Raw genomic sequence first — 18630 nt, 5'->3', positions numbered from 1 at the left:
ATATCCATCACCTGATTTAACTTCAACGCGTTAAACAGAATTTACAGAATTCAAGCCTTCGCGGGCCAATACATAAACAATTTTAATGGATACAGCTTTCGTTGGCGAGCACCTTATACCGGGTAGCTTAGGCCAGTTTTTTATAGTATTATCATTTGGTTCGGCGTTATTTGCGGCAATTGCCTATTATTTTGCCACCAACAATAAAACTGATAACTCATGGCAAACTTTGGCACGGGCTGGTTTCATCATAAACACTGTTTCTGTAATTGGTATTGGTGTTTGCCTGTTTTACATCATTGTAAATCACCTGTTTGAGTACCAATACGCACATGAACACTCTTCACGCGCGCTTCCGGTTTATTACATAATTTCCAGCTTTTGGGATGGACAGGAGGGTAGCTTTTGGCTGTGGACTTTCTGGCAATCTGTTTTAGGTAGTTTCATGATATGGAAAGCAAAAACGTGGGAAAGACCAGTAATGACGGTTATCGCTTTTTCTCAGGCTATGTTAGCTACATTTTTGCTGGGAGTTGAAATATTTGGCATCCGTATAGGGTCGTCTCCATTTATTTTGCTGCGCGAAGCGGTTAATCTAAAAGACTCCGCGCCTATATTCGCTACTAATCCGGAGCTTTATAAAAATTACCTGAGCTACATTAAAGACGGTAACGGTATGAACCCATTACTGCAAAACTACTGGATGGTTATTCACCCACCCACTTTGTTTTTAGGCTTTGGTTCAATGATCATTCCGTTTGCTTATGCTATTGCAGGATTATGGCAAAAACGCTATACAGAATGGATAAAACCTGCCATACCATACGGTTTATTTGCCATGATGGTATTAGGCACAGGTATTATAATGGGAGCCTTCTGGGCTTATGAGTCACTTACGTTTGGCGGTTTTTGGGCCTGGGACCCGGTTGAAAATGCTTCTATCATACCTTGGCTGATATTGGTTGGTGCCGTTCACGTACTTATTGTTTATAAAAACTCCGGACACTCCTACGCAACCGCCACTATCATGACGATGATGAGCTTTGTGCTGGTGTTATATGCATCATTCCTAACCCGCAGTGGTGTTTTAGGCGAAACTTCTGTGCATTCTTTTACTGATGCTGGGATGTTCTGGCATCTCGCTATTGATGTGATTATCTTCCTGGTAGTGTCAATAATTCTATTGGTGCTGCGCTGGAAAGATCTGCCTATCACCCAAAAAGATGAAGAAACTTATTCACGCGAGTTTTGGATGTTTGTAGGTTCTGTGTTTATGTGTCTTTCTTGCTTCCACCTGGTTGTGGTATCGTCTATTCCTGTTTGGAATGCCATGTTCGGTACAAAGCTGGCGCCACCTACAGATCCGGTAAAGCATTATAACATTATTCAGGCTTCATTTGCCATTGTAGTGACCCTGCTTACCGGTGTATCGCAATTTCTAAAATACAAAAAGACAGATGTTACCCGCTTTTTTATAACAACAGGTGTTTACATAGGTGTTGCTGCCTTAATAACAGGAGCGGTTATTTTTCTAACGGGCGTTTATAAACTCAACTTTGTATTTTCATTGGTAATGCTTTGCAGCATTTACTCTATACTGGCCAATGGTAAAATATTAGGCGATGCTGTTAAGGGCAAATTTAAACTGGCAGGATCAGCAGTGGCGCACATTGGCTTTGGCTTGATGTTGGTAGGAGCCTTAATTGCTGCAGGTACAAGTAAAGTGATATCTGAAAATACGGCAGGTACGCAATATTCTGAAGACTTCATTAAGGGAAAGAACAATCCGATGGAGAATGTTACCATGTACAAAAATATGCCTGTAACCATGGGCAAGTACCAGGTAACCTATGTGGGTGATTCTATAGCTCCTCCTAACCATTATTTCAAAGTTCAATACAAACGCTTTGATGATAATGGAAAAGTGGTTGAAGATTTTATGCTGAAACCTAACGCGCAGGCTAATCGCAAAATGGGATTGATCTCATCTCCCGATACGCGCCACTATTTGTTTAGTGATATTTACACACACGTAAACATGGCCAACTCTATTACCTATGATGAAACTGCTGAAGCAGAGGGACACGAGGGAGAGGACGACGACAGCAAATACGAGGCTCCTTTGGTTTATGAGGTTGCAGTTGGCGATACCCTTCCGTTTAGAGAAGGTTATGCTCTACTTAAAAGTGTTACACGCATTAACAAAGTAAAAAGTATTGAACTGAATGATAAAGATGTAGCCGTTGAGTTGGCTATAGATGTAGTATCTAACGGTAAAACTTACCAGGCTAAGCCTATCTATCTGATCAAAAACAATAATGCTTTTGATTTTGCTGCTAAAGTGGAAGATCTGGGTATAAAGTTCCGCTTCAGCAAGATCATTCCTGAACAAAACAAGGTGGAGGTAACTATGTATCAATTGCCACCGGGCGAACGCAAATACATAGTAATGCGTGCTATTAATTTTCCATTCATTAACCTGTTATGGGCTGGAACCATCATCATGGTAATTGGTACCTTAATGGCCATACTGAGAAGGAATAAAGAGATAAAAGTGGTTTAAGTGTATATCTGATTCCAAACAAGAAGAGCCTGAAATAAGCAAAGGCTCTTCTTGTTTATACATACTACAATGCCTTCAAATAATCTAAAAATAAATGAAGCGCTTTTCGTTTATCTTCCGTCAGATCAAAATCTATTTTATTCATCAGGTAATCATGAATATCAAAGTCGGCGCGCGCGGGTATTTCAGCAAATAACTCGTCACGGTGTTGCAAGCCATACTTTAAAGCTTCATTAAACTCCGCTACAAATTCAAGTGGAATTGGTTTGTTGGCTATCCATGCAGCAAATACAAAAGGCAGTCCGGTAAATTTTTGCCATTCACCTGCAAGGTCATAAGCAAATTTGTATTTATCCTTTTTGCCAAAAGTACGGTCGCCAATTTGAACATAGGCGGTTTCTTCATCCGTTGAATTGCCATAATCAGAAGCGTTGGTAATCAACTCAGGAGCCAACTTCCAATAATGTTTAAGCAGTACCCTTGCCAAATTGTTGGATGAACGCGATTCAGGATCGAGCTGTAAGTGTTTTACCTTACTGATCTCGCAATTGCTGAATATAAAAACAGAGTTTACCTCGCCAACGGCACCAATGCAATAGTCGGCAACAATTTCCCAATAGGAGAGGTTAAGGGTAGCAGCCACGGGTATTAGGCCGATATCTACTTTGTTATCTATCAGTTTCTGTGCGCACTCAGCCGGAATATCCAGACTCAGATCTATCTTATCTAACACATCTGAATGTTGCAGCCCGTAAATAAAGGGCTTGGTATTGGTATAGCTAACCGCTGATATTTTAATGTTACTCACGTATCGTTCTCAATCTTTCTTTAAATGGTCGGCATTATTAAAATCAGCTATGCTGAATTTTTCGCCGTCAAAAGTTACTTTATAAAGCACCAGATTTTGATGCGGAAAATCCTCAGCCTCAACTGCCGATTTACCGGTTAGCAGGCACAAAAACAAACGCATGGCACGGCCGTGCATGCATATCAAAACTGTTTCTTCTTCCGGATGGGACATGATCACATCCAATGCCTCGCGTTGGCGTGCCTGTACCTCATTAGGGCTTTCACCGCCTTCAAACTTGCTGTCTAAGTTTCCGGCAACCCAATCGCGCACAATTTGTAAAAAAGCAGATTTAGTTTCAGGTGTGGCAGGCTGGCCTTCTAAAATACCCCAGGCTAATTCATCCAATCCGGCCAGTTTTTCATATGGAATGCCCAGATCAATAAACTGTTGGATACTTTGCTGGGTGCGCTTCAACTCAGAGATGTAAATTTTATCAAAAGCTACATGTTTGTAAGCCTGGTAAAACCTGTCGGCTTGCCATCTGCCTTCATCATTCAAATCAGTATTCTTACCGCGACCTTGAACAATGCCTAATCTGTTCAACTCAGTTTGGCCGTGGCGTACTATGTAAAGTGTTTTTTTAGTCATTAGTCATTAAGTCACTGGTCATTGGTCATTGGTCACTTGTCATTTATGAGGTTAAAAGATGCAACCAATGACTAATGACCAATGCCCAATGACTAATTAATTACAGGCAGTTTATAAAACTGTGGTTTGGCTTCTTCGGCAAACTGATGGTTTTGGTAATCTGTTACTACGTTATACAGGGTGTCACGCTCAATTGGGTGGCGGCCAACCTGTTTTATCAGCTCAACCAGTTCTTTGGTACTCATAGCTGGCGTTTGCTCTTCCGCGCCGGCCATGGAATATATTTTGGTGGTATCGTCCAACGTGCCATCAATATCATCTACCCCAAAGTTGAGCGATAATTGCGCGGTGTTTCTGCTGATCATAGCCCAGTAGGCTTTAATATGATCAAAGTTATCCAGATAAATACGCGCTATGGCATAGTTACGTAGGTCCTCAATCACGCTAACCTCGGGCACATGCGACATCTGGTTATCCTTATTGCGGAATTTCAATGGAATAAAGGTTTGAAAACCGCCGGTTCTGTCCTGCAGTTGGCGCAAGCGCTCCATGTGGTCAACCCGATGTTTGAATTCCTCAATATGCCCATATAGCATAGTGGCATTAGAGCGGCCACCCAATTTATGCCATTCCTCGTGTATATCCAGCCACTGCTGCGATGTACATTTATCTTTGGCTATCTGTTCGCGTATGCCTTCGTCAAATATTTCCGCGCCACCACCGGGGATAGAGCCTAAACCGGCATCCATCATCATTTTCATGCCGGTAGCATAATCTATTTTGGCTTTTTTGAAGATGTAATGATACTCAACCGGAGTAAGGGCTTTAACATGCAATTCAGGGCGATGCGCTCTTATCTTGCTGAAGAGTTCTGCATAAAAAGGTACATCATATTGCGGTAATACACCACCAACTATGTGCACTTCCGTAACAGGTTCGCCGTCATACTTCTTTACGATGTCAAACATCTCTTCCATAGTGTATTCCCAACCTTCCGAACGCTGTTTTATCAATCTTGAATACGAACAAAACTTGCAATCATACACGCATAAGTTAGTAGGTTCAATATGAAAGTTGCGGTTAAAATAGGTTACATCGCCGTGACGCTTTTCGCGTACGTAATTAGCCAAAACGCCTACATAAGCCAGTTCGCCTTTTTCGTAGAGCGTAACGCCCTCATCAAATGTTATGCGTTGGTTATTCAGTACCTTTTCTGCAATGTGTTTTAGCTCAGCAGAAAGGCCGGCATCTTGTAGTAGTAGTTGTAATTTGCCTTCAGCCCCCATTAAAAAGTGTTTTTGCAAAAATAGCAAATGTTAATGTAATGGTAGTGCAACATCTGTCGGGCAGGCGCAATTTTTGTGCTATGAACCCTATAATTTTCTAAGTTTGTTTTTATGAGACAGGAAACCATAGCCATACACGCAGGGAATAAAACAGATGAGTTTACGGGTGCAGTTGTGCAACCCATTACGCTATCAACTACCTTTGAGCGTATGCCAGACGGCAGTTTTAGAGAGGGCCACATCTACAGTCGTGCAACTAACCCCAACCGGGCATCGTTAGAAAACGTATTGGCAAAGCTGGAGAATGGTGTTGATGCAGCTGCTTTTTCATCGGGAAATGCTGCTGGAATGGCGGTTTTTCAATCATTAACACCCGGCACACACATCATTGCGCCCGATGATATGTATCATGGTCTGCGCAATCAGTTAAAGCAATTGTTTGAAGGTATATTAGAGTTTGATTTTACTAATATAGACGATACAGAAGTTTTAAATGCTCACATAAAACCCAACACCGGGTTAATATGGATTGAGACACCATCCAACCCTTTATTAAAAATTACAGATATACGTAAAGTTGTAGCCATAGCTAAAAAGCATAATATCAAAGTAGCTTGCGACAATACATTCGCTTCACCCATATGTCAGCAGCCTTTAAACCTTGGAGTTGATATTGTTATGCACTCGTCAACTAAGTATTTTGGTGGGCACAGTGATGTAATGGGTGGGGCCTTAATAACTGCAAAGGATGATGAGTGGTGGCAAAAAATACGTAATGTGCAGGTAATGGGTGGCGCTGTTCCATCTCCTCAGGATTGCTACATGCTTACGCGAAGCATAAAAACACTGCCTTATCGTATTCGTGGGCATGTAAGTAATGCGCAGGCTTTGGCGGAGTTTTTACAGCAGCAGCCGGCAGTTGAACAGGTTTTATATCCGGGCTTGCCATCGCATCCCGGACATGAGGTAGCCAAAGGACAAATGAATTATTTTGGCGGTATGCTGTCATTTACATTAAAAGATGGACCTGAAGCTGCCAACCGGGTAATTAATAAATTGCAGTTATTTACCCGCGCCACCAGTTTAGGCGGTGTTGAAAGCTTGATAGAGCATAGAGCCACTATGGAAGGGCCCGATACAAGAACACCATTTAATTTATTACGGATATCAGTAGGGTTGGAACATATTGATGATTTAATAGCCGATATGGATCAGGCTCTTTCTTAAGGCGAAAGGTAAAAGGATTGATATTGAATATGAAAAGACGCCTTTCACCTTTTAGCTTTCACCTTTTGCCTTCCAAAAATTTGCATTTAAGCAATCAAAACCTATATTTGCAGCACATTGCGATAGCAATGTAATTGATCAATATACCTTTCAGGCATATTTGGTTTATAAAGAAGCGGCGAGAGATCAGGCTCCGCGACCCGCTGGCAACCCTCCGCAGATGCGAAGAAGGTGCCAATTCCTGCCCCGGTAAATATCCCGGGAAATATAAATTAACAATATGGAAAATTTAACAAACAACCTTCCCGTAGTTAGTATATCAGTTTTTAAACGCGTTAGCAATTTCTGTTGTTGCATGCGTTGCTGTTGCTGCTAATGCGCACCCCTCCATTTAATGTGTATGCCGAAGGCTTGTTTAAGCCCAAAGCCTACTGCAAGAAACCATGTTAATTTTTCAACCAATTCTAAAAATAATATTATGTCTACTACCAATTTAAAATTCGAAACCTTACAACTACACGCCGGTCAGGAAGTTGATAGCGCCACAGGCTCTCGTGCTGTACCACTTTATCAAACAACCTCATATGCATTTAAAAACGCCGAGCATGGCGCTAATCTTTTTGCCTTAAAAGAGTTTGGCAACATCTACACGCGTATAATGAACCCAACTACCGATGTTTTTGAAAAGCGTATTGCTGCTCTTGAAGGCGGTGTAGCCGCTTTGGCAACAGCATCGGGCCAGGCAGCACAGTTTATCGCGTTAAACAATATTTTACAGGCGGGCGATAACTTTGTAACCTCGCCATTTTTATACGGTGGTACCTATAATCAATTTAAAGTTGCTTTTAAACGTTTAGGTATTGAAGCACGTTTTGCTAAAGATGATACTGCCGAAAGCATCGACGCTTTAATTGACGGTAATACCAAAGCCATTTACCTTGAAACCATAGGTAACCCGGGCTTTAACGTGCCTGATTTTGAAAAGGTAAGCGCTGTAGCTAAAAAGCATGACCTTCCTTTAATAGTTGATAACACCTTTGGCGCTGGTGGTTACTTGTTTCGTCCGTTAGAGCATGGTGCAAATGTTGTAGTTGAATCGGCAACAAAATGGATAGGCGGACACGGTACAAGCATCGGCGGTGTTATTGTTGATGGCGGCAATTACAACTGGGGTAACGGCAAGTTCCCTGCTTTTAGCGAGCCGTCAGAAGGATATCACGGATTGGTGTTTTCAGACGTTTTTGGCGTTAACGGTCCGTTTGGTAATATTCAATTTATTATCCGTGCACGTGTTGAGGGGCTGAGAGATTTCGGCCCTGCTCAATCACCGTTTAACGCCTGGTTATTATTGCAAGGACTGGAGACTTTATCATTACGCGTTCAGCGCCATGTTGATAATACTTTGGCATTAGCTAAGTGGCTGGAGCAACACCCGGCTATTGAAAAAGTAAACTATCCTGGACTGGAATCTTCACCAACGCATGAACTGGCTAAAAAATATCTAAAAAATGGCTTTGGTGCGGTACTGTCGTTTGAAGTTAAAGGCGGTAAAGAAAAAGCAGGTAGCGTTATTGATAGCCTGCAACTGGTTAGTCACTTAGCTAACGTTGGCGATGCTAAAACATTAATTATACAACCATCTGCTACAACGCATCAACAGTTATCAGACGCAGAGCAGTTATCTGCAGGCGTTACGCCCGGATTATTGCGTGTAGCAGTTGGTATTGAACATATTGATGACATTATAGCTGATTTTGAACAGGCTTTGGCTAAAATAGCATAAAGCGAATAAGCCGCAACAAATTGTGTAAAAGTGCTTAAGCACTTTTACACTTTACTTTTAATAATGAGTATACATTTATACAAACATTCTCAACCTTTTACACTTGAATCGGGCGAAATACTGCACGAATTAGAGATAGGTTATCACACTTACGGAACGCTGAACGAAAAAGGCGATAATGTAATTTGGGTTTGCCACGCGCTTACCGCTAACTCTGATGTATTGGATTGGTGGAAGGGTTTGTTTGGCGAGAATGATTATTTCAATCCTGCCGATCATTTTATAGTTTGTGCCAATGTATTGAGCTCGCCTTACGGTACAAGTAGTCCGCTTAGTATCAACCCGCAAACCGGCCAACCGTATTATTTAAGTTTCCCGAAGGTAAACATACGCGACATGGCCAATGCGCACTGTTTACTGGCAGCACATTTGGGCGTTACGCAAATTGAAATATGCATAGGCGGTTCTTTAGGTGGCCAACAGGCTTTGGAGTGGGCTATTATACAACCTTATCTTATTAAAAACCTAATCGCTATTGCTACCAACGCGCGCCATTCACCATGGGGAATTGCTTTTAATGAGTCGCAGCGCTTGGCTTTACTGGCAGATGATACCTTTTTGCCGGGTAGCCCGGATGGTGGCAGAAAGGGTTTAAAGGCAGCGCGCAGTATGGCGCTATTATCTTACCGTACTTATAAAACTTACGATATCAGTCAGCAGGAAGAAAGCGATGCCGTATGCGACGACTTTCGCGCTTCAAGCTATCAATGTTACCAGGGCGATAAGCTGGTTAACCGTTTTAATGCGTACAGTTATTGGTATTTATCTAAAGCGATGGATTCGCACAACGTGGGTCGTGGTCGCGGTGGGGTTGAGAATGCCTTAAAAGTTATCAAATCTCGTACGCTGGTTATCGGCATCCGGTCAGACGTTCTGTTTCCCATCAACGAGCAGGAGTATCTGGCAAAACACATACCCGGAGCTTCTTTTGTTGAACTCGATTCTTTTTACGGGCATGATGGTTTCCTGATCGAGACAGATGCGCTGACCAAAATTATTACTTCGTTTTATCAAAAAGATGTAAAAGGAAATAACATCCAATTACAGCAAACACTATAATGAGCAAAAAACTAACTATCGGGCTTTTTGGCTTTGGTGTAGTAGGGCAAGGCCTTTACGACATCATCAAGACCAAAAACCTCAACATCGAAATTAAAAAAATAGCTATTAAGGATGCCGGCAAAGAGAGATCGTTGCCCGCATCATATTTTACTACAGATAAAGATGAGTTGCTGAACGACCCGGAGATCAACACTATAATTGAGCTGATCAATGATACTGAAGCTGCATTTGAAATAGCATCGCGCGCCCTTAGCTCAGGTAAGAGTGTGGTATCTGCCAGTAAAAAAATGATTGCGCTTCATTTAGAGGAACTATTAAAACTGCAGGATCAGTATGATACTTCATTGCTTTATGAAGGTGCCGTTTGCGGTAGTATTCCAATCATCCGCAACCTGGAAGAATATTATGATAACGAACTGCTGCACTCTATTTGTGGTATTTTTAACGGTTCATCTAACTACATTCTTTCCAAAGGTTTTTTAGAGGGAATGGACTATGCTACTGCCTTGAAGCAGGCGCAGGATCTGGGCTTTGCCGAAACAGATCCGACTATGGATGTGGGCGGTTATGACGCTAAATTTAAGCTGATAATAGCTGCTGCCCACGCATATGGTGTGGTAGTAGAACCAGAAGCCGTACTAAATTTAGGTATTGAGAATTTGGCTGCCGATGATATACAATATGCGCGTGAAAAAGGACTCAAAATAAAACTGGTGCCTGTTGCAAAGGAGTTGGATGATGAGCACGTGGCCTTGTTTGTTATGCCAAAATTGGTTACCCCTGACGAGTTTTTGTATAATGTAGAATACGAATACAATGGCGTTATTGTGCAGGCGGCTTTTGCAGATCAGCAGTTCTTTTTTGGAAAGGGGGCGGGCGGGCATCCCACAGGTTCGGCAGTATTGTCAGACGTGGCGGCTTTGCGTTATGATTACCAGTATGAATACAAAAAACTACGCACTAACAAAGGGCTTAAATTTACCAATGACATAGAACTGTGTGTATATCTGCGTTATGAGGATGACGAATTAGTAGAAGCGCTTGAATTTGTTGAAATAAAAGAGCGCTATTACTCAGGTAGTTATAAATATATTATCGGAAAATTAAAACTGAGCAAACTGATTGACAATAAGCAACGTATATCTGATCAGAAGGCATTCCTTGCCTTTGCCGATCAGCTAACGGGGGTCAGCTTAGTTTCGGCAAAATAACGGCACTCTCAATTTGCTGTTAATGAAAGGCTCTTTTAAGAAGGAGCCTTTCTTATTTGTATCTGTTTTTTTCTATTTTCGCTCTTCCAAAAATAATCCCCTTTAAATGGATAAAGTTACCCGGGTATTAACCAGCAAACCATTTGTACTTACATTATGGTTCGGGCTTTGTTTGTTTCCGGTAATCAAAAGCGTAATTGAGGGACATGATCATATTCACAACAATTACTTTGTTTACAAGGGCAATTTCCTGCATGTAATTAGTCAGCAAAACCTCTACGCTTCGTATCCTAAAGAGTATTTTGACTATAATCATTACGGGCCGATATTTTCCTTTATTATAGCGCCATTCGCTATGTTGCCAGATTGGTTGGGCGTTTTGCTTTGGGTGGTTTTTACAGCATTGCTATTGCTTAAATCTATTCAGCAACTGCCTATATCTGAGAAGCATTACCTGTTAGTGATATTGCTATGCGCTCACGAGTTAATGACATCTACAGCCAATGTACAGATCAATCCATTAGTAGCCGCACTCATCATCTTCACTTTTGTTTTTATTAGAAACGGAAAAGATTTTTGGGCGGGATTAACCATAGCTTTGGGGATATTCATTAAGTTGTACGGAGTAGTGGGATTGGCATTTTTCTTCTTTTCAAAAGATAAAATTAAATTGATAGGTAGTTTGCTGTTTTGGAGCGTGGTGTTGTTTGTGTTGCCAATGCTTATATCGTCGCCATCATTTATTGTGAAAACCTATCATGACTGGTATATTGACCTGGTGGCCAAAAATGCCGAGAATGAAACTTCAACGCGTGTAGATGTTTCGGTGATGGGTATGATCAGGAAAATTGCAGTTCCACATTTATCAAACATAGTGGTGCTGATACCGGGAGTGATTTTGTTTGGGTTATCCTATCTGCGAATAAAAGCGTTCAAAAATTTAAATTATCAATTACTTATACTAGCATCAACGCTCATATTTCCGGTGATATTTAGTACGGGCTCCGAGTCGCCAACCTATATTATAGCATTTGTAGGCGTGGCTATATGGTTTATTAATGCCGAGCGGCCGCTTACGTGGTTGGATATATCACTACTTGTTTTTGCGTTGATCTTAACCAGCTTATCACCGTCAGATCTTTTTCCACGCTTCATCAAAAAAAATTACGTTGAGCCGTACGCATTGAAAGCGCTCCCTTGTTTCCTGATCTGGTTAAAGATCATTTATGAAACATTATTCCGTAAATTCACTCAAAAGGATTTAAACTTGCCAACTGCAACGGTATGAAAAAGAAATTGTCCATAGTGGTTCCGGCTTATAATGAGGAAAAAAATATTGCTCATCTCATTGCTGAGTTAAGTAAATCCATCAGCAGCACAGGATATGATTATGAGCTGGTTTTCATTAATGATGGCAGCAGAGATAACACCTTACAGGCCTTGGAAGAACAGGCCGCGATTTACCCACATGTGTTTTACATCGACCTCTCACGTAACTTCGGAAAAGATTATGCGCTAAAAGCTGGAATAGATGCCGCCAATGGCGATGCTATTATTACAATGGATGCCGACCTGCAACATCCACCGCATTTGTTACCCGAATTATTAAAACAGTGGGTTGAGGGCTATGATATCGTTTACACCTATCGGGCAGAATCAAATAAACACGCCAGCGCTTATCAGCGCTTTGCTTCCAAAATGTTTTATAAGGTTGTTAATGCATTGTCAGACATTAAGTTGGAGAATGGTATATCTGATTTTCGTTTGTTGGATAAACGAGTTGTAGATGAGCTAAAACAAATAAACGAGTACGAAATATTTTTCCGTGGGATGGTTAAATGGGTTGGCTTTAAACAAAAAGGCATCCCGTATACCCCTGCCGAACGACACACAGGGGAGGCCAGCTATTCGTTCTTCAGGTTGTTTAAATTAGCTGTAGGTGGCATTATGGCTTTCAGCGTAAGGCCCTTGTATATTGCCACTGGCTTAGGTTTATTTTTTTCGATGTCGGCATTGCTTTACATACCATACGTGTTGGTAAGCTATTTTTCCGGTTTTGATGTAGTGTCAGGCTGGGCATCGCTTATTGCTACTGTGGCATTTTTTGGCGGCTTGCAGTTGTTAGTTTTGGGTATAATCGGCTCATATCTGGGCAAGATATTTATGCAGACCAAGCAACGCCCTACGTATATTATCCGTTCATCAAATCTGCCAAAGTAATAATGATACTATTAGGATTTGATGTAGAAGAGTTTGATATGCCGTTAGAATACGGCAAAACACTTGCTTTTGACGAGCAGTTGGCCGTATCAACCAAAGGCACGAATACAATTTTAAAAATGCTGGCTAATGCGGGCATCAAAGCAACCTTTTTTTGTACCGCCAACTATGCTATACATAAACCCGAAGTAATAAAGCAGATTGTTGAGGCCGGACATGAACTCGCTTCGCATGGTTATTATCATTCTGATTTTAAAGTTGAGCACCTGCGCCAATCAAAGCTGAAACTGGAAGAAATATCCGGTGCGGATATCACAGGCTTTCGCATGGCCCGTATGATGCCTGTGGATGAAGAGGAGATACAAAAGGCAGGGTACACTTATAATTCATCCATCAATCCAACATTTATCCCCGGCCGGTATAACAACTTTAATAAACCACGCACCTGGTTTTTTTATAAGGGAGTTTTACAAATACCTGCTTCCGTATCGCCATTAGTGCGTTGGCCGCTGTTTTGGTTGAGCTTTCACAATCTGCCTATGTCGGTCATCCGTTTTATGGCAGGAGCTGCTTACCGTAAAGACGGATATTTAAATTTATATTTCCATCCCTGGGAATTTACAGACCTGAAACAACCCGAAAAATATGGTTTCCCAGCCTACGTGTCTAAAAATTCAGGCGATGCTTTTACCAAACGTATAAAGGACTTCATTGTCTGGGCACAAAGCAAAGGATATACGTTCGGCAGAACGGATGAGTTTGCAAAGGCTGTGATAGCAAAGAATCGCTAAGTAGTAAGGCTGTTTGCTGCTGCTATACAGCCATTCCCTGCCACGTATCCTGACAAGATTTGCGCTTATAAATAGGAAATTTTATTTACACCTCCCCAAACACCACAGTACCATTATGGCCGCCAAAACCAAAGGTATTGCTCATGGCATAGCTCACTTTGTGTTCAATAGCTTCACCTAAAACAATGTTCATGGTTTCAGGAATGGCCGGGTCAAGTTCTTGCGTGTTGATAGTTGGCGGGATGATGCCGTTTTTAATCGCCAGTATACTGATTATGCCTTCAATTGCACCCGCAGCACCTAATAGGTGACCGGTCATTGATTTAGTTGCGTTTATTTGAATATTATTTTTTTTGCCGCCGGTTAGTCCCTCTACCGCATGCGTTTCTGAAAGATCGCCAACCGGGGTTGACGTGGCGTGCATGTTAAGGTAATCTAATTGACCAATGGTTATGCCGGCCTCTTCTAACGCCAGCTGCATTGCTTTAGTAGCACCTTTTCCCTCAGGATGGGTGCTGGTCATATGGTAAGCATCGGCAGTCATGGCAGCACCGCAAACTTCTGCATAAATATTAGCGCCGCGTTTAACGGCATGCTCGTATTCTTCTAAAACTAAAGCTCCTGCACCTTCGCCCATTACGAAACCATCGCGGTTAACATCAAACGGACGAGATGCTGTTTTTGGGTCGTCGTTACGGTGAGACATCGCCTTCATCGAACTAAATCCACCAAATGACGCAGGCGAAATTGGCGCTTCGGAACCACCTGTTACAATAATTTTGGCTTTACCTAATCGGATATAGTTAAAGGCATCCATGATGGCCGTATTTGACGTAGCACAGGCTGAAACAGGCGCGTAATTAATGCCCATATAACCATGGCGAAGAGATATTAAGCCGGATGCCATATTGATCAAAAACTTAGGAATAAGGTAAGGGTTAAAACGCGGATTCCCGTCGCCCAGCGCGTATTCACGCACCTGGCCCTCGTATGTTTCCATACCGCCCTGGGCCGAACCCCAAATTACGCCTACATCAAATGGATTCATGGCATTAAAATCAAATCCGGAATCTTTGATGGCTTCGTCTGACGCTATGAAAGCGTATTGCGTGTAAGGGTCTGTTTTTTTGATATCGGCTCTGTCCAGAAAATCAGTAACGTTATAGCCTTTCAACTCGCAGGCAACCTGAGAGCGAAACAGTGATGCATCGAAACGGGTTACAATACCTGCACCGCTGGTGCCGGCTACAGCATTATCCCAAAAAGTTTTAACATCATTTCCAAGCGGAGTAAGTGCGCCAATACCGGTTACAACAACCCTTTTTAACATAGTCTTAAAAAAAATTTCACAAAGGTATAATTATAATGCATAACCAGAAGCGTATAGCGCATGTTTAACCTCACCCTGTATACTTCGCTCGACATCCCTTTTACGCAAGTTTAAAAAAGGGCTTTTTCTTATTCTCTTTGCGAAGCAGAGAGGGTGGACCAGCGAAGCGTAGTCGGGGTGAGTACTCAAGAGGAATGCTATGGAACTGCCGATGCGGCTTTAATCAGAAACATAAAATTCTCTGGTTTACGTTATTACTTCAACAATTATTACCTTTAATTATGAAGCGATTATTAACCTTAGCCCTCATTGCACTTACAATTGGCTTAAGTTCCTATAATGTCGGGAATCCGGCTAAAAGTATCTTTCTATCAAACAATCAAAATGCCGACCTGCAAAGCGGTGATATTATTTTTCAAACCAACAGTACAGGGTTGAGTGCTGCTATACAGCTGGCTACCCGTTCCAAGTATTCGCATTGCGGGATAATATTTAAGCAGAATAACGGTTTTTACGTGTTGGAGGCCGTTGGCCCGGTAAAAGCCACGCCTTTAACCGAATGGATAGCTCATGGTGATGGAGGTAAATATGTAGTGAAGCGGTTAAAGAATGCTGCTTCCGTTTTAACACCCGATAATCTGGTAAAAATAAAACTTGCAGAAGAGCAATTAAAAGGCAAGGACTACGATCTTACGTTTGAATGGAACGATGAACGGATTTACTGTTCAGAATTGGTTTGGAAAATGTATAAACGCGGCGCAGGAATCGAAATAGGAAAGTTGGAAAAACTGAAAGATTTTGACCTGACAAGTCCCGTAGTTAAAGCAAAACTGAAAGAACATTACGGCGATAAAGTGCCACTGAATGAAACTATTATTTCTCCGGTAGCTATTTTTAATAGTCCGTTATTGGTTACAGTCAAGAGTAATTAGTTATATGGCAAAAAATAAAACTACAGAGAACGCGACAAGCGTTGCTGATTTTATTAACAGCGTGGCGGATGAAAATAAACGCAACGACAGTTTTAAAATTGTGGAATTGATAGAACACGAAACTGGCCTGCCTGCAAAAATGTGGGGACCTGCCATTGTTGGTTTTGGTAGTTATCATTACAAATACGAGAGCGGCCGAGAAGGCGATGCACCACTTGTTGGTTTTTCACCCCGTGCCAATGCTATTACTTTTTATATTGCTACAGGTTTTGCTGAACGAGATGACTTGCTGAACCAATTAGGTAAACATACCACGGGAAAAGGTTGTGTTTACGTTAAAAAGTTGAATGATATTGATACTGATGTGCTTAAAAAGTTGATAAGGCGTTCGATAGAGTATATGCAAGAGAAGTATAAGTAACATGCTGGCCCAAGTAGCTTGTTTTTTCTGATATCTCTTACCTTTGCGCCGTGCCAGTAAAATCGTCAAAACCAAAACCAATACCCAAAGCCAAACCAGTCAGAAAATCCCCGGTACGAAAAAAGAAAACCAGTAAGAAAAGTACATGGTGGCGATGGCCGCTCGCAGGCCTAATACTCATTATACTGTCGCCGCTTTATTACGGCTATGTATTAAAGTTTTTCAGTGCCACCTGGCGCTGGGTTGCCGACATTGGCGAACCAGCCAACTACCGAACTTATCAAAGTTTTGGTATCCGCATTCCGGTTAAATATAAAATCCATGGTATAGACGTGTCGTATGCGCAGGGAAAAATCAACTGGCAGCAGGTTGCAGCCATGGAAGAGGATAGTGTGCGCATAAAATTTGCATTTATTAAGGCGACAGAAGGCCTGTTAACGGTTGACCCTTACTTTAAACGTAATTGGCGTGAAGCTGCCAAGGTTGGTATTGTTTGCGGGGCTTATCACTTTTTCCGGCCGGCAAAGGATGGTGCCTGGCAGGCCCGCTTCTTTCTGCAAAACGTAAAACCTGAGTCGGGCGATCTACCTACTGTGGTAGATATAGAAGTGCTGGATGGCGTATCGCCACAAAAAATGCGTAAAGAGCTACAGGCTTACGTAAAAAAAATGGAGGCCGTAACTGGCGTAAAGCCTATTATTTACACCAGCATCAGTTTTTATAAAGATTATCTTGATGGACATTTTGATGGATACCCGCTATGGATAGCCCATTATTACCAAAGCGAATTAAAGCTGACTGAAGATACTAATTGGTGGTTCTGGCAACATTCGGATAAAGCTACCATTAACGGTATAGGGCATGTGGTTGATTTCAATGCTTTTAAGGGAGATAGTTTGCAACTGCAAAAAATGCTTGTACGGTAATACAACAATAGGCACTGCAAAAAGCAGCGCCTATTGTTGTATACAAAAAATTAAGCGTTGTACGCGGGTGCAAATTTCTTGGCAAAATCTTCCAATTTGGTTTTTCCAATAATTGGTGATCCGTTGGCTTCGTAATCATCCCAAATTATGCCGGTGCGCAAGGCGGCACCCATCTCAACATAATTGCGAGAGATATCTTCGGGCAAACCTGCACCACGCATTCCGTCATAAGCTTGCTCGTCTGTAAATTCAACCCAAGGCAGCTCCGGTTTACCAATAGCTTTCCCAATTTCGGCGGCAACCTCACTTAATTTGCGTTTGTCGCTGGCTATGTAAACAACCTGGGTACCGGTGAATCCTTTTTCAATGTTTTCGGCAGCAACAGCGGCTATATCTTCCGGGTCAACAATAACCAGGTCCTGGTTGGCACCAATATTTGATCCTATTATGCCCGCGTTTTTTATCATAGCGATATCCGCGTAAAAATTATTGTAAAAGTAAGACGGGCGAAGAATCAATAAATCAACTCCTTCTAATTTCTTTAGCGTTTCTTCAACACGGTGTATACCTGCAATAGGGCCGGTACCTTCAGGCAAATGCGCGCCTAAACTGCTAAGCATTACAACCTTTTTAACACCTGCTGCTTTAACTGCATTAGCATAATGTTCGCCAACAGAAGCGATGTTAGCTTTAATGTCGGGGGCAGAAAAATCTGTTGGAACCATCAGGTAAACCACATCAGCTCCTGTAAAAGTTGTGGTCAGAAATGTTTCATCCGAAACTGATCCTATAGCCGGCGTAGCGCCAATGCTTTTAATTTGTTCTACTTTTTTATTGTCGCTGCTAATAACGGTTACGTTATGTCCTTTAGCTGCAAGTGTGGTTGATAATGGACGGCTGATGTTGCCTAATGACCCTGTTATAATTATTTTCATGATTGTGTATGTTTTTGTTGAAAGCAAAGGTATATTTGTACTTACTTTTTTACAAGTACTTACCCTAAAGTATGTACCCATGACAGCAATAAAAGAATCTTCAACAATTAACATTAATAAACGGGCTAACAGGGCTAATTGTCCGGTAAGCTTTGTTATCAGCAAATTAGGGGGTAACTGGAAACCGCTGATTCTGTTTCAATTGATGACCGGCCCCAAAAGGTACAGCGAGCTAAAACGTGCTATACCTACAGTAACAGAGAAAATGCTTATACAGCACCTTAAAGAATTGCATGAGGATGGCCTTATCAACCGCCATTCAGAGAACGTGGTGCCTCCGGTAGTAACCTATAGCTTAAGCGCTGATGGGGAGGAGTTAGGCCCCATTATGGATGAGATGGTAAAATGGGCAACGCCAAGGTTTAATAACCCGGCTTAACGGGTT

General features: G+C 41.9%; 17 protein-coding genes and 1 riboswitch. Of the genes, 12 read left to right on the top strand and 5 right to left on the bottom strand.

All coding sequences use genetic code 11. The annotated features are described in order from the left end of the window. Window positions 1-85 precede the first annotated feature (85 nt). Window positions 86-2563 carry a cytochrome c biogenesis protein CcsA gene (ccsA, locus tag CLV57_RS12630; RefSeq protein ID WP_100341754.1) on the top strand — a complete coding sequence of 826 codons (2478 nt, stop codon included), beginning with the start codon at window positions 86-88 and terminating at the stop codon, window positions 2561-2563. A gap of 64 nt (window positions 2564-2627) precedes the next feature. On the opposite strand, the gene CLV57_RS12625 is transcribed toward ccsA, so the two are convergent. The 3 genes from CLV57_RS12625 to mqnE all read right to left on the bottom strand — a co-directional run bounded on the left by CLV57_RS12625 (window position 2628) and on the right by mqnE (window position 5287). Further along, window positions 2628-3371 (bottom strand): menaquinone biosynthetic enzyme MqnA/MqnD family protein, encoded by a 744-nt coding sequence (locus tag CLV57_RS12625; RefSeq protein ID WP_100341753.1) that lies wholly within the window; start codon window positions 3369-3371, stop codon window positions 2628-2630. A 9-nt stretch (window positions 3372-3380) separates the two neighbouring features. Beyond that, complete coding sequence (locus CLV57_RS12620; RefSeq protein WP_100341752.1) at window positions 3381-4001, bottom strand: histidine phosphatase family protein; 621 nt, start codon at window positions 3999-4001, stop codon at window positions 3381-3383. A gap of 92 nt (window positions 4002-4093) precedes the next feature. Beyond that, window positions 4094-5287, bottom strand: a complete 1194-nt coding sequence (mqnE, locus tag CLV57_RS12615) for an aminofutalosine synthase MqnE (protein ID WP_100341751.1) — start codon at window positions 5285-5287, stop codon at window positions 4094-4096. 111 nt (window positions 5288-5398) lie between these two features. Between mqnE and CLV57_RS12610 the strand changes: the two genes are divergently transcribed. The 7 genes from CLV57_RS12610 to CLV57_RS12580 all read left to right on the top strand — a co-directional run bounded on the left by CLV57_RS12610 (window position 5399) and on the right by CLV57_RS12580 (window position 13641). Then, window positions 5399-6514: a trans-sulfuration enzyme family protein gene (locus tag CLV57_RS12610; protein ID WP_100341750.1), complete on the top strand. Its 1116-nt coding sequence runs from the start codon at window positions 5399-5401 to the stop codon at window positions 6512-6514. Window positions 6515-6676: 162 nt separating this feature from the next. After that, window positions 6677-6788, top strand: a riboswitch (SAM riboswitch). 204 nt (window positions 6789-6992) lie between these two features. Further along, window positions 6993-8297 carry an O-acetylhomoserine aminocarboxypropyltransferase/cysteine synthase family protein gene (locus CLV57_RS12605; RefSeq protein ID WP_211290072.1) on the top strand — a complete coding sequence of 435 codons (1305 nt, stop codon included), beginning with the start codon at window positions 6993-6995 and terminating at the stop codon, window positions 8295-8297. 63 nt (window positions 8298-8360) lie between these two features. Beyond that, the gene (locus CLV57_RS12600) at window positions 8361-9416 is read left to right on the top strand and encodes a homoserine O-acetyltransferase family protein (protein WP_100341749.1); all 1056 of its coding nucleotides are present in this window, start codon (window positions 8361-8363) and stop codon (window positions 9414-9416) included. Next, the gene (locus CLV57_RS12595) at window positions 9416-10630 is read left to right on the top strand and encodes a homoserine dehydrogenase (RefSeq protein ID WP_100341748.1); all 1215 of its coding nucleotides are present in this window, start codon (window positions 9416-9418) and stop codon (window positions 10628-10630) included. The genes CLV57_RS12600 and CLV57_RS12595 overlap by 1 nt, the downstream gene beginning before the upstream one ends. Window positions 10631-10736: 106 nt before the next feature. Then, the gene (locus CLV57_RS12590) at window positions 10737-11918 is read left to right on the top strand and encodes a glycosyltransferase family 87 protein (protein WP_100341747.1); all 1182 of its coding nucleotides are present in this window, start codon (window positions 10737-10739) and stop codon (window positions 11916-11918) included. Beyond that, window positions 11915-12850: a glycosyltransferase family 2 protein gene (locus CLV57_RS12585; RefSeq protein ID WP_100341746.1), complete on the top strand. Its 936-nt coding sequence runs from the start codon at window positions 11915-11917 to the stop codon at window positions 12848-12850. The genes CLV57_RS12590 and CLV57_RS12585 overlap by 4 nt, the downstream gene beginning before the upstream one ends. 2 nt (window positions 12851-12852) lie before the next feature. Continuing rightward, window positions 12853-13641: a polysaccharide deacetylase family protein gene (locus tag CLV57_RS12580; protein ID WP_100341745.1), complete on the top strand. Its 789-nt coding sequence runs from the start codon at window positions 12853-12855 to the stop codon at window positions 13639-13641. 85 nt (window positions 13642-13726) lie between these two features. On the opposite strand, the gene fabF is transcribed toward CLV57_RS12580, so the two are convergent. Further along, entirely contained in the window at window positions 13727-14971 is a 1245-nt protein-coding gene (gene fabF, locus CLV57_RS12575) for a beta-ketoacyl-ACP synthase II (protein WP_100341744.1), read from the bottom strand. A gap of 281 nt (window positions 14972-15252) precedes the next feature. Here fabF and CLV57_RS12570 point away from each other — a divergent pair, with 281 nt between their 5' ends. The 3 genes from CLV57_RS12570 to CLV57_RS12560 are packed head-to-tail and all read left to right on the top strand — an operon-like array spanning window position 15253 to window position 17250. After that, window positions 15253-15903 carry a YiiX family permuted papain-like enzyme gene (locus CLV57_RS12570; protein ID WP_100341743.1) on the top strand — a complete coding sequence of 217 codons (651 nt, stop codon included), beginning with the start codon at window positions 15253-15255 and terminating at the stop codon, window positions 15901-15903. A gap of 4 nt (window positions 15904-15907) precedes the next feature. Next, window positions 15908-16324: a DUF1801 domain-containing protein gene (locus CLV57_RS12565; RefSeq protein ID WP_100341742.1), complete on the top strand. Its 417-nt coding sequence runs from the start codon at window positions 15908-15910 to the stop codon at window positions 16322-16324. A gap of 50 nt (window positions 16325-16374) precedes the next feature. Beyond that, window positions 16375-17250, top strand: coding sequence for a glycoside hydrolase family 25 protein (locus CLV57_RS12560; protein WP_100341741.1), 876 nt, complete (start codon window positions 16375-16377; stop codon window positions 17248-17250). Between the two features lie 50 nt (window positions 17251-17300). On the opposite strand, the gene CLV57_RS12555 is transcribed toward CLV57_RS12560, so the two are convergent. Continuing rightward, on the bottom strand, window positions 17301-18185 hold the full coding sequence (locus tag CLV57_RS12555) for an NAD(P)H-binding protein (RefSeq protein ID WP_100341740.1): 885 nt from the start codon (window positions 18183-18185) through the stop codon (window positions 17301-17303). Between CLV57_RS12555 and CLV57_RS12550 the strand changes: the two genes are divergently transcribed. After that, window positions 18184-18624, top strand: a complete 441-nt coding sequence (locus tag CLV57_RS12550; protein ID WP_245857042.1) for a winged helix-turn-helix transcriptional regulator — start codon at window positions 18184-18186, stop codon at window positions 18622-18624. The genes CLV57_RS12555 and CLV57_RS12550 overlap by 2 nt on opposite strands. Window positions 18625-18630 lie beyond the last annotated feature (6 nt).

Source organism: Mucilaginibacter auburnensis (assembly GCF_002797815.1).
Taxonomy (GTDB): Bacteria; Bacteroidota; Bacteroidia; order Sphingobacteriales; family Sphingobacteriaceae; genus Mucilaginibacter; species Mucilaginibacter auburnensis.
The sequence above is the reverse complement of the archived record's forward strand: the minus strand, read 5'-3'. Positions and strand labels throughout refer to the sequence as shown.